Below are 14523 nucleotides of genomic sequence, written 5' to 3'. Positions count from 1 at the left end.
CTGTCGAAGGGATTGCGCGTCAGAGGTCAGTGCCGCGGGTCTGGGCGTTCAGCCGCTCCAGCGCAAGGGTGACATCATCGAAATACGGATGAATGGCGGCCACATGGCCATAAGCCTCTGCCGCAAGCGCGGGCTGGCCGACCTCCTCAAGCAATGCGCCAAGGCTGTAGATCGCGGCAAAGTTACGCGGATCCAGCGCCAGGCTGCGCGTCAGATCGTCCAGCGCCGGGCCCATCAGCCCGGCCCGCGCATACGCGACAGACCGCGCATGCCAGCCCTCGGCAAACTCCGGCGCGTGGTCTGTCAAAGCGCCGAGCAGCTCAATCGCCAGATCCGCATCCCCGGCCGCCATCGCATCGCGCCCGCGTTTCAGCAGCAGGTTCATCGCGGGCGATCCGGAATTGGACAAGCGCAGGCGAATATCCTCGCCCAGCCGCACAGCCTCAGCCGCAGGCGCGCTGCGCAGCGCCTGATACATCTCGTCCAGGCGCGCATCGGATGCAAACGCGCCACCCGCGCAAAGGACCGCAGCGCAGGCCGCAAGCAAAGGATTGAGATTGAACCGCTGAACGCTCATAACACCCTCAAGTTTAGCGCCTCCGGCGGGAAAGCAAACCCCCGCCAACATCAATTTTGAAAGGCCAAGCCATGAGCGACAGAATAGACGCGGCAATCACTGCCCTCAACGCCAAGCTGAACGGGGCTGCGCTGGACGGCACCGCGAAATTCGTGGTGCGCGGCGACGGCGTGATTTTGGTGGACAGCGATGGCGCACGCACAGGTGATGCGGCGTCCGATGTCACGCTCACGGCAGATGGCGATGTTTTCGAGGCGATCGTGATGGGCGATCTGGACCCTGCGTCGGCATTCATGACCGGTAAGCTGGATATAGACGGGGATATGGGGCTGGCGCTGCAACTGGCCGGCGCCCTTAGCTGATGCAGGCAGCGCCGTTTTTTGACGACATCGCACTGGGTCCACCGGGGGGCCGTGCGATGTGGCGCCGCGCGCAGGACGGTGTGCGGCTACGCATCGGCCACTGGCCGTCGGGTGGCGACAAGGGAACCATTCTGCTGTTTCCCGGCAGAACCGAATTTATCGAAAAATACGGGGCAACGGCATCGAAATTTGCGGGCGCGGGGTATGACACCCTTGCGATTGACTGGCGCGGTCAGGGGCTGTCGGATCGCGCGCTGGACGATCCGATGTCTGGCCATGTCGCCGATTTTGCAGAATATCAGATGGATGTCGCCGCAATGATCGCAGGTGCAGAAGCGTTGGACCTGCCGCGCCCCTGGCATTTGCTGGGCCACTCCATGGGCGGGTGCATTGGACTGCGCGCCGCGTGCAATGGCCTGCCCGTCACCAGCTGCGCGTTCTCGGCGCCCATGTGGGGCATCGCCATGAAGCCGGCCTTGCGCCCGCTTGCGTGGTCGCTCAGCTGGGCCAGCCGCCCGGCCGGGCTTGGCCACCTGTTTTCACCTGGAACCCTGCGCGGCAATTACGTGCTGGAGGCGCCTTTCGAGGCGAACGCGCTGACCCGCGACAGGGAAGTGTACGCGCACATGCGCGCCCAGCTTCGGGCCTATCCCCAGCTCGCCCTGGGCGGGCCCAGCCTGCACTGGCTGTTCGCGGCCCTGCTCGAATGCAAGCGATTGGCGCGCCTGCCATCGCCGCCGCTGCCCTGCCTCACATGCGTCGGAAGCAAGGAAGCGATTGTCAGCCGCGCGCCGATTGAGGCGCGCATGTCCCGCTGGCCCGGCGCACGGCTGGAAACGGTCGATGGCGGGCGGCACGAGTTGCTGATGGACACGCCCGAAACGCGCACCCGCGTCACGGACATGTTGCTGGGTTTCTGGGCCGGCGCCGCGCGGGATTAACTGTCGCGCAGAACCTCCTGCCGCTGGGTGCCAAGGCCGCTGATCGCCAGTTCCATCACATCGCCTTCGCGCAGGAAACGCGGCGGTTTCATCCCCATTCCCACGCCGGGCGGTGTGCCGGTGGCGATGATGTCACCCGGACGCAGCGACATCATCTGGCTGAGATAGGACACGATGAACGCGACGCTGAACACCATCGACGAGGTATTGCCGCGCTGCGCCTTTTCGCCGTTCAGATCCAGCGACAGATCCATCGACTGCGGATCACCGGCCTCGTCCGGCGTCACCAGCCACGGCCCGATGGGGCCAAAGCTGTCGCAGCTTTTGCCCTTGGTCCACTGGCCTTTCCGCTCGGTCTGGAAATGCCGCTCGGACACGTCATTGACGATTGTGTAACCGGCGACATAATTCAACGCCTCGTCCTCGGACACGTACTTGGCATGGCGTCCGATCACGACGCCCAACTCCACCTCCCAATCGGATTTTTCGGACCCGCGCGGCAGATAAACAGGGTCATTCGGACCGGTGATCGACGACGTCGCCTTCATGAATACAATCGGCTCCGGCGGCGGTTTCAGCCCGGCCTCGGCGGCGTGGTCGGAGTAGTTCAGACCGATCCCGATCAGCTTGCCCACATGGCCGACAGGCGCACCCAGGCGCGGCGTACCGCCCACCTTCGGCAGGCCTTCCGGATCAATCTGGCCCAGCGACGCCAGCGCATCGCCCGCGATGTCCGGCACGACACCGGACAGATCGCGCAGCTGGCCATCACCATCAAGGACACCGGGCTTTTCCGCCCCAGCCTCGCCAAATCTTACAAATTTCATGCTCTGCTCCCTGTCGCAATTTGCGTGCAGACTATCCGCTTTGGGCAACGGTGCAAGGGGCTGGCAAACTGCAACCGGCGATCTACTATTCCATCATGGTTCTTCAGTTCAAACCCCAGGGCATTTATTGCCCGGCAGGCGATTTCTACATCGACCCGTGGCGCCCGGTTGACCGGGCGCTGATTACGCACGGCCACGCCGATCACGCCCGGCCCGGACACAGCCGATATCTGGCCACCGATATTGCCGTGCCGGTCATGCGGCACCGCTTGGGCGATATAGCCATTGATTCGATAACATATGGTGAAGATCGCCAGATCGGCGGCGCCAAAGTATCCTTTCATCCGGCCGGCCACATCCCCGGTTCGGCGCAGATCCGGGTGGAGGTTGGCGGCGAAGTCTGGGTTGTGTCGGGCGATTACAAGACGACACCGGATGCCATTTCAACCCCGTTCGAGCCTGTGACATGCCATAGTTTCATCACCGAATGCACCTTTGGCCTGCCCGTGTTTGAATGGCCCGACGAGGCCGATGTCGCCCGCGAGATCAATGACTGGTGGGCAGCGAACGCGGCCAACGGACAATTCAGCCTGCTTGGCGCCTACTCACTGGGCAAGGCGCAGCGCGTCCTGTCGATGCTGGACGCGTCCATCGGCCCGATCCTGACCCACGGCGCGGTGGCGGCTACAAATGACATTCTGCGCGAACAGGGGTTTGACCTGCCAGCCACCCGCCGCGTCACGCCCGAGCTGGTGCCCAAGGACCATCCCGGCGCCATGGTCATCGCGCCCCCCGGTGCCATGGGCAGCGACTGGGCGCGCCGCTTCAAACCGGCGGCAACCGGTTTTGCCAGCGGCTGGATGCGCCTGCGCGGTGTGCGCAGGCGGCGCACGGTGGATCGCGGTTTTGTCGTGTCCGACCATGCCGACTGGACCGGGCTGAATACGGCGATCAAGGCGACGGGCGCAGAAAACATATACGCAACACATGGTTACACTGACATCTTCGCGCGTTGGTTGAAGAGCGAAGGATATAACGCCGAGGCGCTGACAACAGAATTTACCGGCGAATCCGCCAGCGGCGCGGCGGAGGATGGCGAATGAAGAGGTTCACCGCGCTATACGCCGCCATCGACCAGACGACCAAAACCAGCGCGAAGGTCGCCGCGCTTGCCGCTTATTTCGACGCGGCGCCCGAGGCGGATCGCCTTTGGACCATCGCGCTGTTTTCCGGTCGGCGCCCGCGCCGGGCGATCACCACGACCAAACTGCGCGTCTGGGCCGCCGAACAAGCGGGCATTCCGCTATGGCTGTTCGAGGAGGCGTATCCGATTGTCGGCGATCTGGCGGAAACCATCGCGCTGGTGCTGCCGCCACCCACACGGGGCCATGACCGCAGTCTGACAGACTGGATCGCCTTTCTGCGCGGCCTTGACGGTGCGGAGGAGGAGACGCGCCGCGCCGCCGTGCTGGACGCGTGGGACCAGATGGACGCGGCAGAGCGGCTGGTCTTCAACAAGCTGCTCACCGGCGGCTTTCGCGTGGGTATCAGCCGCAAACTGATGACGCGCGCGCTGGCGCAGTCCACCGGTCAGGACGAGGCGGAGCTGGCCCACCGTCTGATGGGCGACTGGACCCCCGACACGACGACTTTCGCCCGTCTGATCGAGGCGCCGGACCCCGAGGCGGCGCAATCGCGGCCCTACCCGTTCTGTCTGGCCTACGCGCTGGAGGAGGGGCCGGGCGCGCTGGGGCCGCCAGAGGATTGGCTGGCCGAATGGAAGTGGGACGGCATCCGGGGGCAGCTGATCGCGCGCGGGGATGCGCATTTCGTCTGGTCGCGCGGCGAAGAGCTGATGACCGACCGCTTTCCTGAATTTGCGGGCGCGGCAGAGTTTTTGCCCGGTGGCACCGTTCTGGACGGCGAAATCGTGGCATGGGACGGCGCCGCGCCCCTGCCCTTCAACGCGCTGCAAAAGCGGATCGGCCGCAAGACCGTGCCGAAAAAACTGCTGGCCGAGGCGCCCGTCATCCTGCTGGCCTATGACCTGTTGGAGGAGGGCGGCAAGGATCTGCGCGCCCTGCCCTTTGCCCGGCGCCGCGCCCGGATGGATGCGCTGCTGGGCGCGCTGCCCGATGCCGCGCCCATCCGTCCGTCGCATCTGATCGGGTTCGACAGCTGGGACACTCTGGCGCAGATCCGCAGCACCGCGCGCGACAATCGCGCCGAAGGTTTGATGCTGAAATCTGCCGCCAGCCCGTATCATGCGGGTCGCAAAAAGGGCGACTGGTGGAAATGGAAGCTGGACCCGCTGACCATCGACGCGGTGATGATCTACGCGCAGCAAGGGTCGGGGCGGCGCGCGAACCTGTTCACCGATTTCACCTTTGCCGTGTGGAGCGGCAATGATCTGGTCCCCTTCACCAAGGCGTATTCCGGTCTGACCGACGAGGAGTTCCGCAAGATAACCGCATGGGTCCGCCGCCACACGCTTCAGCGGTTTGGCCCTGTGCGGCAAGTCACGCCCGAGCATGTGTTCGAAATCGCGTTCGAGGGGATCGCGCCGTCGCCGCGCCATAAATCCGGCGTCGCGCTGCGGTTTCCGCGAATGAAGCGCTGGCGCCATGACAAGCCGCTGGCAGAGGCGAACACGCTGGACGACCTGCACGAAATGCTGCGGCAATACGGCTGATCGCCGCGCCGCCCTTGAGCGCGGCGCGCGCGCCGCCTATGTCAGGGTAGAAAGTTAAAGGAGCCATCCCATGATCCACCTGCCCCAGCCCGCCCATGATGCCAACGCAAACGCCAAGGGGGGCGATCTGGGCAATCTACCCGAATGGGACCTGAGCGATCTCTACACCGCCCCCGACGCGCCAGAGCTGGCCCGCGATATGACGTGGCTGGAGCAGGAATGCGCCGCCTTTGCCGCCGATTACGAGGGCAAGCTGGCCGATCTGGATGCCGCCGGCCTGCTGAAATGCATTCACCGCGACGAGGCGATCAGCAATATCGCCGGGCGCATCATGTCCTATGCCGGCCTGCGCTATCATCAACTGACGACAGACCCGGCGCGCACCAAATTCCTGTCAGACTGTCAGGAAAAGATTACCAATTTCACTACGCCGCTGGTGTTTTTCACGCTGGAGCTGAACCGGCTGGAGGATGACCACCTGGCTGGCCTGCTGAGCGAAAACGCCGATCTGGCCCGCTACAAGCCTGTTCTGGACCGCATTCGCGCGATGAAGCCCTACCAGCTGTCCGACGAGATGGAGAAATTCCTGCACGATCTGGGCGTCGTTGGCGACGCGTGGGAACGTTTGTTCGATGAAACCATCGCCGGGCTGAGCTTTACCGTGGATGGCGAGGAGCTGGGCATCGAGGGCACGCTGAACCTGCTGACCGAACAGGACCGCGCCAAGCGCGAGGCGGCCACGCGCGAATTGGCGCGCGTTTTCGGCGAGAATATCCGCACGTTTGCCCGCGTCCACAACACATCGGCCAAGGAAAAAGAGGTGATCGACCGCTGGCGCGGCATGCCCACCGCGCAAACCGGCCGCCACCTCAGCAACGATGTGGAACCCGAGGTGGTCGAGGCGCTGCGCGACGCCGTTGTCGCCGCCTACCCCAAGCTGAGCCACCGCTATTACGCGCTAAAAGCGAAATGGCTGGGGCTGGAGCGGATGCAGGTCTGGGATCGCAACGCGCCGCTGCCGATGGAGGAAACCAAGGTGGTCGGCTGGGACGACGCGCGCGACACGGTGATGAACGCCTACAGCGAATTCGATCCGCGCATGGGCGATCTGGCGCAGCCGTTCTTTGACAAGGGCTGGATCGATGCGGGCGTAAAGAAGGGCAAGGCGCCCGGCGCGTTCGCCCACCCGACCGTGACCAATGTGCATCCTTACGTGATGCTCAATTACCTCGGCAAACCGCGCGACGTGATGACGCTGGCGCATGAGCTGGGCCACGGAGTGCATCAGGTATTGGCGGCGGGGCAAGGTGAATTGCTGTCCTCGACGCCGCTGACCTTGGCCGAAACTGCCAGCGTTTTCGGCGAAATGCTGACCTTCCGCCGCATGCTGGACAATGCAAAGGACGATGCCGAGCGCAAGGTGATGCTGGCCGGCAAGGTCGAGGATATGATCAACACCGTCGTGCGCCAGATCGCGTTTTACGATTTCGAATGCAAGTTGCATGCCGCGCGCCGCGAGGGCGAGCTGACACCCGACGATATCAACGCGCTTTGGATGTCGGTACAGGCCGAATCGCTGGGGCCTGTGTTTGATTTCGCGGACGGATACGAGACGTTCTGGGCCTATATCCCGCATTTCGTGCATTCGCCGTTCTACGTGTATGCCTACGCGTTCGGCGACGGTTTGGTTAACGCACTTTACGCGGTGTACGAAGAAAATCCTGAAGGATTTCAGGACAAATACTTCGACATGCTCAAGGCGGGCGGGTCCAAGCATCACTCCGACCTGTTGAAACCTTTTGGCCTTGATGCCAGCGATCCCAAATTCTGGGACAAGGGCCTGAACATGATTTCCGGCATGATCGACGAACTGGAAGCGATGGAAGACTGAAACCGCCCAGCAGGCGGCGAGACAACAAAAATCCGGCGGGATGTCCCGCCGGATCAGTCCGTATCAAAATGGCAGACGCGTTATGCGTCCTCCATCATTCCCTTTTCCTGCGCCAGGCTGCGCATGCGTGCCTGCAACTTCTCAAACGCGCGCACTTCGATCTGGCGAATGCGTTCGCGGCTGACATCATACTGGCTGCTGAGATCCTCCAGCGTGATCGTCTGATCGCTGAGGCGACGCTGAGTCAGAATGTCCTTTTCGCGGTCGTTCAACACGTCCATCGCCTCGGCCAGCATCTCGCGGCGGGCGGTCAACTCGTCCATTTCCTCGTAATCAGTTGCCTGATCTGCGCCCTCATCCTCCAGCCAGTCCTGCCATTGCATCGTGCCTTCGCCTTCGGAGCCGACCGTGGCGTTCAGCGATGCATCCCCGCCCGACATGCGCCGGTTCATCGAGATGACTTCCTTCTCGGTCACGCCCAGCTGGGTCGCGATGATCTTGACGTTTTCGGGGCGCAAGTCGCCCTCTTCCAACGCGCCGATCTTGTTCTTGGCCTTGCGCAGGTTGAAGAACAGCTTCTTCTGCGCCGATGTGGTGCCCATCTTGACCAGTGACCAGCTGCGCAGGATGTATTCCTGAATGCTGGCGCGGATCCACCACATCGCATAGGTCGCAAGGCGGAACCCCTTTTCAGGATCGAACCGCTTGACCGCCTGCATCAGGCCGACATTCGCCTCGGAAATCACCTCGGCCTGCGGCAGGCCGTAACCGCGATAGCCCATCGCGATTTTAGCCGCCAGACGCAGGTGTGATGTCACCATGCGGTGCGCCGCTTCGGTATCTTCCTGCTCGACCCAGCGTTTGGCCAGCATGTATTCTTCTTCGAGCTCGAGCAGCGGAAATTTGCGGATTTCCTGCATGTATCGGTTCAGCCCGCCTTCCGGCGTCGGTGCCGGCAGATTTGCATAGTTTGCCATCTGGTTGCCCCCTCGGATGCCGCAATGTTTACGGCTTTAACATCTATTTGGGCGCAGATGCGCCGCTTTTCAATGCTTCTTGCATGTTTCGGTTAAACTACCATGAACGCCGGTCGTTCCCTGTGCCAGCCATGTGTCGGCGGGATCACGCGACTGTGCTATCCGCGCCCGGCGGCGTGAGCGCCGCAATCAGCGAGGTCATGTCGTCGGGCAATGAGGCCTCGAACATCAGTTCCCTGCCGCTGACCGGATGCACGAACCCCAGACTGGCCGCATGCAACGCCTGCCGCGGAAACGCCTGCGCCATCGCCAGTCCAAGCGGCGGCAGCACCTTGTGCGGCAGTTTGCGTTTGCCGCCATAGACCGGATCGCCGATCAGCCCATGCCCGGCATAGGCCATATGCACCCGGATCTGATGGGTGCGCCCCGTCTCAAGCCAGCATTCCAGCAGCGCGCAGGCGGCAGGCGCCCCGAACCGCTCCACCACGCGGGCGCGCGTCACGGCATGGCGCCCGCCGGACCAGCCGACAGCCTGCTTTTGCCGGTCCGTGCGGTGGCGGCCCAGATGGGTGGCAATCCGCAGGATATTGCCCGGCTCGAACGTAACGCCGCGCAAGCCGCGCAGGCGCGGGTCGGACGCGTCCGGCACCCCGTTGCACAGCGCCAGATACCGCCGCTGCGCGCTGTGTTTTTCAAACTGCGCGGCAAGGCCGTGATGCGCCGCGTCCGATTTTGCCACCACCAGCAGCCCGCTGGTATCCTTGTCGATCCGGTGAACGATGCCGGGCCGCTTGGCCCCGCCAACGCCGGACAGATCGCCGCCGAAATGATGCAGCAGCGCATTGACCAGCGTGCCGGTGGGCGTGCCGGGCGCGGGATGCACAACCATGCCGGCGGGCTTGTTGACCACCACCAGATCAGCATCCTCATAAACGATGTCCAGCGCGATATCCTCGGGCAGGATATGGCTTTCTTCAGCCTCCGGCACGGTGATGGCCACCTCGTCGCCCTCCTCGATCCGCGCCTTGCCGTCGGTGATGACAGCGCCGTTGACGGTGACCTGCCCGCCTTCGATCAGCCGGGCAAGCCGGGTGCGCGACAGCGCGGCGTCCTCGGGCACATCACGCGCCAATGCCTTGTCAAGGCGGGGCGGCGGGTCCATACCGATACGCACAGTCAAAAGGCTTAACCCCATGGATGATGATCCCCAGATGCAGCCGGTCGATCCGGCAATGGTGAAATACTTGCGCGTGCTGGTCACGACATTGACCGGGACGATGATCATCGGGTTCATAATCATCACCGCACTGTTTGTCACCCGCTTCGCAGGGGGCGATGATGTGACGCTGCCGGCGTCAATCACCCTGCCCGATGGCACGGCGGCCAGCGCCTTTACCCAAGGGGGCGATTGGTATGCGGTGGTGACGGATGCGGATGAAATCCTCATCTTTGACCGACTGACAGGCAACCTGCGCCAGACGATCCGCATCGAGAACTGAAAGGTAAAGGGTGGTACCACCTCCTGGTCTCGAACCAGGGACCTCTTGATCCACAATCAAGCGCTCTAACCAACTGAGCTAAGGCGGCACTGCCTGCGATTTAGCGCCGGGTGCGCACGATTGCAACCCTTATCCAGCGGATTTTTACCCCCTAAAATGCGGCAATGCCAGACAGGCCGGAACGATCCGGCCCGCGCGATCCGGGTTGCCAAGCCATGCAGGCCGGGCTATCCCGGCGCCGACCATCAAAGGAGCGGGATCATGGGCATCAACAGCGAACGCGACGTCGAAGCCAACATGCAGATCGGCCCGACGGATCAGGGCATGGTGCGCATCTATATCGAATCGCAAGGTGTCGAAATCCCGATGGACTTCTCCCCCGAAGAAGCCGAGGAGATCGCCGCCGAGATCGTGGCCGCCGCCAAAAGCGCCGCCAAGATCGGCTGACGCTCAGCCCCGATTACCCGGATCCCGCCAGCCTTGCAGGCGCCGCGCCGCATCGCGCGCGAATTTGCGGGTGATAGCACTGCGCCGCGCACCGGGCAGCCGCGTTTCCGGCCCCATGCGCATGATTTCGGCGCCATACCCGTCGGCCATGATCAGCCCGGTTTCAGCCGGCAGGATATCTGCCGGAAAATCGGCATCGACCGCCCAGAAAAACCGGTCGGCCCAGTCCAGATAGCCCTGCCATTTGCTGTCTGACATGAAATCCGCGCGGCTGGATTTACATTCGATCACCCACAGCTCGCCCTTGGGGCCCAGCGCCATGACATCGACGCGCCGCCCCCGCTCGGGCACGTATTCCTCAAGCGCGGCAAAGTCCATCTCGGCCAGGTGGCGGCACACGCCCCGCGCCAGAATCTGCCCCGGAAGCAGCTGATCCAATACCGTTACTGTGGGTTTCTGCATGGCGTCTGGCGGCACCGATCAATGGGCAATCAAGCGCCTGACTACCTCATTCCGCCGGCCATGAACACCGCATAGCCCGCGACGATACCGCACATTTCAGAGGGTCGGCATGAGCCTGCTCAGCCGCGCCTAGATGAGAATAATTCGCAATACCGCTTGACAGTTGCGACTGACTTGCATCTACAGCATGGTAGCTCAACAAGGAGGCGCCCGAATGCTGGCTCGATTCTTCAAAACAACGTCCACTCTTGCGCTTGCAACTTTCTGCGCGCAGGCAGCCCTGGCCGAGGACCGGATGAAGGTGGTTACAACCTTCACCGTACTGGCCGACATGGCGGCAAATGTGGCGGGCGACGCGGCCGACGTGGTGTCCATCACCAAACCCGGTGCCGAAATCCACGGCTACGAGCCGACACCGCAGGACATCGTGCGCGCCATGGATGCCGATCTGATCCTGTGGAACGGCATGAATCTGGAACTATGGTTCGAGCAGTTTCTGACCAACATGAAGGACGTGCCATCGGCCACCCTGACCGACGGGATCGACCCCATATCCATCGCATCGGGCAGCTATGAGGGGATGCCGAACCCCCACGCGTGGATGGGCCTTGATAACGCGCTGATCTATATCGACAATATCGAGAAATCCTTTGCCCGGCATGATCCGGACAACGCCGCCGTCTATGCCGAAAACGCCGCCGCCTACAAACAGCAACTGCGCGCCACGATCGAGCCGCTGCGCGACGCAATCGCCGCCATCCCCGAGGACCGGCGCTGGCTGGTCACCTGCGAAGGCGCGTTCAGCTATCTGGCCCGCGATTTCGGCCTGCAAGAGCTGTATCTGTGGCCGATGAATGCCGATCAGGTGGGCACCCCGCAGCAGGTTCGCGCCGTGATTGACGGCGTGAGGGGCAACGACATTCCCGCCGTATTCTGTGAAACCACGGTCAACACCGCCCCTGCCGAACAGGTCGCGCGTGAAACCGGCGCGCGATACGGCGGCGTTTTGTATGTCGACAGCCTCAGCGCGCCGGACGGGCCGGTGCCGACCTATCTGGACCTGCTGCGCGTGACGTCCAGCACCGTCGCAACCGGCCTGACCGCCGCAGCAGAATGAGGCCCGCCCGGTGCGGCCCGCCAAAGGAGACGACATGCGCCATGATCCGATAGTGCCGCAAGGCAAAGACAGCACCGCTCGCGCCGGACTGATGGCGCGGGATGTGACTGTGACCTACCGCAACGGCCACACCGCCCTGTGGGACGCCAGCTTCGAGATCCCGCGCGGCACGATCACCGCGCTGGTTGGTGTGAACGGCGCCGGCAAATCCACGCTGTTCAAGGCGATCATGGGTTTCGTTCCCGCCGCAAAGGGCCGCATCGAAATTCTGGGCATGGATGTCAAACAGGCGCTGGCGAAAAACCTTGTCGCCTATGTCCCCCAGTCCGAGGAGGTCGATTGGGCTTTCCCCGTGCTGGTCGAGGATGTGGTGATGATGGGCCGCTATGGCCATATGGGGTTCCTGCGCCGCCCGAAACAGGCCGACCGCGACGCGGTGGATCAGGCGCTGAGCCGCGTCAGCATGCAGGATTTCCGCCACCGCCAGATTGGCGAGCTGTCGGGCGGCCAGCGCAAGCGGGTCTTTCTGGCCCGCGCGCTGGCGCAGGACGGGCAGGTCATCCTGCTGGACGAGCCATTCACCGGCGTCGATGTCAAAACCGAAGAGCAGATCATCGCCCTTCTGCGCGAATTGCGCGATGAGGGCCGCGTGATGCTGGTATCCACCCACAACCTAGGATCTGTGCCCGAATTTTGCGACCGCACCGTTCTGGTCAAGGGCACCGTGCTCAGCTACGGGCCGACCGAGACGACATTCACCCGCGAAAACCTTGAGGCGGCGTTTGGCGGCGTGCTGCGCCACTTCACGCTGGGCGGTGACGCGCTGCACGATGACGAGGATGCCCGCTCGGTCACGATCTTCAGCGATGACGAACGGCCTTTGGTGCAATACGGCGACAAGACACAGCGCAGGCGGCGCAAATCATGATGTCTTATCTGCTGGAGCCGTTCTCATACAATTACATGACCAACGCGATGTGGGTCTCGGCGCTTGTCGGCGGCGTCTGCGCGTTTCTGTCTGCCTATCTGATGCTGAAAGGCTGGTCGCTGATCGGCGATGCGCTGTCGCACTCGGTGGTGCCGGGGGTGGCGGGCGCCTATATCCTTGGCCTGCCCTTCGCGCTGGGCGCGTTCATCGCGGGCGGTCTGGCCGCCGGCGCAATGCTGTTTCTGTCCGAGCGGTCGGGGCTGAAGGTGGATGTCATCATCGGCCTGATCTTTACCTCGTTTTTCGGGCTGGGCCTGTTCATCGTGTCGGTCAACCCGATGTCGGTGTCGATCCAGACCATCACCATGGGCAACATTCTGGCCATCACGCCCGAGGATACGCTGCAACTGGCCATCATCGGCTTTGTGTCGCTGGCGATCCTGCTGGCCAAGTGGAAGGATCTGATGGTCACCTTCTTTGACGAAAGCCACGCGCGCACCATCGGCCTGCGCCCCGGCCTGCTGAAGGCGGTCTTCTTCATCCTGCTGTCGGCCTCGGTCGTGGCGGCGATGCAGACCGTCGGCGCGTTTCTGGTCATCGCGCTGGTCGTCACGCCCGGCGCGACGGCCTACCTGCTTTGCGACCGGTTCCCCCGGTTGATCGCAATGTCGGTCGCCATCGGCGCCATCACCAGCTTTGTCGGCGCCTATGCCAGCTATTTTCTGGACGGCGCAACGGGCGGTATCATCGTGACGCTGCAAACGGCGATATTCCTGCTCGCCTTCATATTTGCCCCCAAACACGGTCTGCTGGCGGCCAAACGCAAGGCGCGGGCGGCGCTGCGGCGCGGCCCCGGCGCCCTGAGCGCGGAGATCAAGTAATGGATTTCGACACCCTCATGCTGCCCTTTCAATTCGGGTTCATGCAAAACGCCTTCCTGATTTCGATGATCGTGTCCGTCCCTGCCGCCCTTCTGTCATGCTTTCTGGTGATGAAGGGCTGGGCGCTGATGGGCGATGCGGTCAGCCATGCGGTGCTGCCGGGCATCGTGCTGGCCTATATTCTGGGCATTCCTCTGATCATTGGCGCCTTTGCGGCAGGCATGACCTGCGCGCTGACCACCGGGTATCTGGCCAGCAACAGCCGGATCAAACAGGACACCGTGATGGGGGTCGTGTTTTCCGGCATGTTTGGCGTTGGCATCGTTCTTTATGTCTCGATCGAGACGAACATGCACCTGGATCACATCCTGTTCGGCAACATGCTGGGCGTGGGACCGGACGATATGTGGCTGGCGGGCATCATCTCGGCCGGGGTGGGCCTGCTGCTGGTGTTGAAGTGGAAGGATTTCCTGCTGCACAGCTTTGATCCCGCGCAGGCGCGCGCGTCGGGCTTGTGGGTCAATGGGCTGCATTACGGATTGCTGGCCGCGTTGTCGCTGACCATCGTGGCGACGCTGTCGGCGGCGGGGCTGATCCTGGCCATCGGGCTTCTGATCGCGCCGGGCGCCATCGCATTTCTGATCGTGCGCAAATTTTCCACGATGCTATGGGTGTCGGTTCTGGTCTGCATGGCCTCCATGCTGCTGGGCACCTATGCCAGCTTTTTCCTGGACAGCGCGCCGGCCCCGACCATCATCCTGATCCTGACGGCGCTGTTTATCGTCGCTTTCATCCGGCGCCAGATGGTCACGCGCCGCACCTCGCGGCAGCGCGTGGCGGCGGGTTCCTGACCGCAAACCGCCCTTGACCCCCGCTGCGCAAACCGCTCCTAATGCCCGCTGCGGACCATGCCACGGGCCGG

Annotated in this window: 16 protein-coding genes and 1 tRNA gene; 11 read left to right on the top strand and 6 right to left on the bottom strand. The window is 63.2% G+C overall.

Features of this window, described 5'->3' with window-relative positions; genetic code table 11:
• Window positions 1–19: 19 nt before the first annotated feature.
• A complete protein-coding gene (locus tag DQ230_RS03925) occupies window positions 20–577 on the bottom strand; it encodes a tetratricopeptide repeat protein (protein WP_238987412.1) in 558 nt (185 codons plus the stop codon).
• A 71-nt stretch (window positions 578–648) separates the two neighbouring features.
• Between DQ230_RS03925 and DQ230_RS03920 the strand changes: the two genes are divergently transcribed.
• Both DQ230_RS03920 and DQ230_RS03915 read left to right on the top strand, forming a co-directional pair.
• A complete protein-coding gene (locus DQ230_RS03920; RefSeq protein WP_113911204.1) occupies window positions 649–939 on the top strand; it encodes an SCP2 sterol-binding domain-containing protein in 291 nt (96 codons plus the stop codon).
• Window positions 939–1880 carry an alpha/beta fold hydrolase gene (locus tag DQ230_RS03915; RefSeq protein WP_113911203.1) on the top strand — a complete coding sequence of 314 codons (942 nt, stop codon included), beginning with the start codon at window positions 939–941 and terminating at the stop codon, window positions 1878–1880. The genes DQ230_RS03920 and DQ230_RS03915 overlap by 1 nt, the downstream gene beginning before the upstream one ends.
• On the opposite strand, the gene DQ230_RS03910 is transcribed toward DQ230_RS03915, so the two are convergent.
• Window positions 1877–2707 (bottom strand): fumarylacetoacetate hydrolase family protein, encoded by an 831-nt coding sequence (locus tag DQ230_RS03910; protein ID WP_113911202.1) that lies wholly within the window; start codon window positions 2705–2707, stop codon window positions 1877–1879. The genes DQ230_RS03915 and DQ230_RS03910 overlap by 4 nt on opposite strands.
• 95 nt (window positions 2708–2802) lie before the next feature.
• Here DQ230_RS03910 and DQ230_RS03905 point away from each other — a divergent pair, with 95 nt between their 5' ends.
• The 3 genes from DQ230_RS03905 (at window position 2803) to DQ230_RS03895 (ending at window position 7290) form a co-directional block, all read left to right on the top strand.
• Complete coding sequence (locus DQ230_RS03905) at window positions 2803–3810, top strand: ligase-associated DNA damage response exonuclease (RefSeq protein ID WP_113911201.1); 1008 nt, start codon at window positions 2803–2805, stop codon at window positions 3808–3810.
• Window positions 3807–5399, top strand: a complete 1593-nt coding sequence (locus DQ230_RS03900; protein ID WP_113911200.1) for an ATP-dependent DNA ligase — start codon at window positions 3807–3809, stop codon at window positions 5397–5399. Before DQ230_RS03905 ends, DQ230_RS03900 begins: the two co-directional genes overlap by 4 nt.
• A gap of 70 nt (window positions 5400–5469) precedes the next feature.
• Window positions 5470–7290, top strand: coding sequence for a M3 family oligoendopeptidase (locus tag DQ230_RS03895; protein WP_113911199.1), 1821 nt, complete (start codon window positions 5470–5472; stop codon window positions 7288–7290).
• 80 nt (window positions 7291–7370) lie between these two features.
• Here the strand turns inward: DQ230_RS03895 and rpoH are convergent, their stop codons facing one another.
• Window positions 7371–8267: an RNA polymerase sigma factor RpoH gene (gene rpoH, locus DQ230_RS03890; RefSeq protein ID WP_113911198.1), complete on the bottom strand. Its 897-nt coding sequence runs from the start codon at window positions 8265–8267 to the stop codon at window positions 7371–7373.
• A gap of 145 nt (window positions 8268–8412) precedes the next feature.
• Window positions 8413–9462, bottom strand: a complete 1050-nt coding sequence (locus DQ230_RS03885; protein ID WP_113911197.1) for an RluA family pseudouridine synthase — start codon at window positions 9460–9462, stop codon at window positions 8413–8415.
• Between DQ230_RS03885 and DQ230_RS03880 the strand changes: the two genes are divergently transcribed.
• Window positions 9461–9766, top strand: a complete 306-nt coding sequence (locus DQ230_RS03880) for a DUF6476 family protein (protein ID WP_113911196.1) — start codon at window positions 9461–9463, stop codon at window positions 9764–9766. The two genes, DQ230_RS03885 and DQ230_RS03880, sit on opposite strands and share 2 nt — an antisense overlap.
• A gap of 11 nt (window positions 9767–9777) precedes the next feature.
• Here the strand turns inward: DQ230_RS03880 and DQ230_RS03875 are convergent.
• Window positions 9778–9854 (bottom strand) — tRNA-His (locus DQ230_RS03875).
• A gap of 173 nt (window positions 9855–10027) precedes the next feature.
• Here DQ230_RS03875 and DQ230_RS03870 point away from each other — a divergent pair.
• Window positions 10028–10213 (top strand): DUF6324 family protein, encoded by a 186-nt coding sequence (locus tag DQ230_RS03870; RefSeq protein ID WP_113911195.1) that lies wholly within the window; start codon window positions 10028–10030, stop codon window positions 10211–10213.
• 3 nt (window positions 10214–10216) lie between these two features.
• On the opposite strand, the gene DQ230_RS03865 is transcribed toward DQ230_RS03870, so the two are convergent.
• A complete protein-coding gene (locus DQ230_RS03865) occupies window positions 10217–10675 on the bottom strand; it encodes an MmcB family DNA repair protein (protein WP_113911342.1) in 459 nt (152 codons plus the stop codon).
• 214 nt (window positions 10676–10889) lie between these two features.
• On the opposite strand from DQ230_RS03865, the gene DQ230_RS03860 reads away from it, so the two are divergent.
• Genes DQ230_RS03860 through DQ230_RS03845 form a run of 4 tightly spaced genes read left to right on the top strand, consistent with a single transcriptional unit; the run spans window position 10890 to window position 14452 of the window.
• The gene (locus DQ230_RS03860; protein ID WP_113911194.1) at window positions 10890–11792 is read left to right on the top strand and encodes a metal ABC transporter substrate-binding protein; all 903 of its coding nucleotides are present in this window, start codon (window positions 10890–10892) and stop codon (window positions 11790–11792) included.
• Window positions 11793–11826: 34 nt separating this feature from the next.
• Window positions 11827–12720: a manganese/iron ABC transporter ATP-binding protein gene (locus DQ230_RS03855; RefSeq protein ID WP_113911193.1), complete on the top strand. Its 894-nt coding sequence runs from the start codon at window positions 11827–11829 to the stop codon at window positions 12718–12720.
• On the top strand, window positions 12720–13601 hold the full coding sequence (locus DQ230_RS03850; protein ID WP_113911341.1) for a metal ABC transporter permease: 882 nt from the start codon (window positions 12720–12722) through the stop codon (window positions 13599–13601). The genes DQ230_RS03855 and DQ230_RS03850 overlap by 1 nt, the downstream gene beginning before the upstream one ends.
• A complete protein-coding gene (locus DQ230_RS03845; RefSeq protein WP_113911192.1) occupies window positions 13601–14452 on the top strand; it encodes a metal ABC transporter permease in 852 nt (283 codons plus the stop codon). Before DQ230_RS03850 ends, DQ230_RS03845 begins: the two co-directional genes overlap by 1 nt.
• Window positions 14453–14523: the final 71 nt, after the last annotated feature.

This window comes from Roseovarius dicentrarchi, assembly GCF_003316635.1.
GTDB lineage: Bacteria > Pseudomonadota > Alphaproteobacteria > Rhodobacterales > Rhodobacteraceae > Roseovarius > Roseovarius dicentrarchi.
This window is presented reverse-complemented; position numbering and strand designations above follow the sequence as displayed.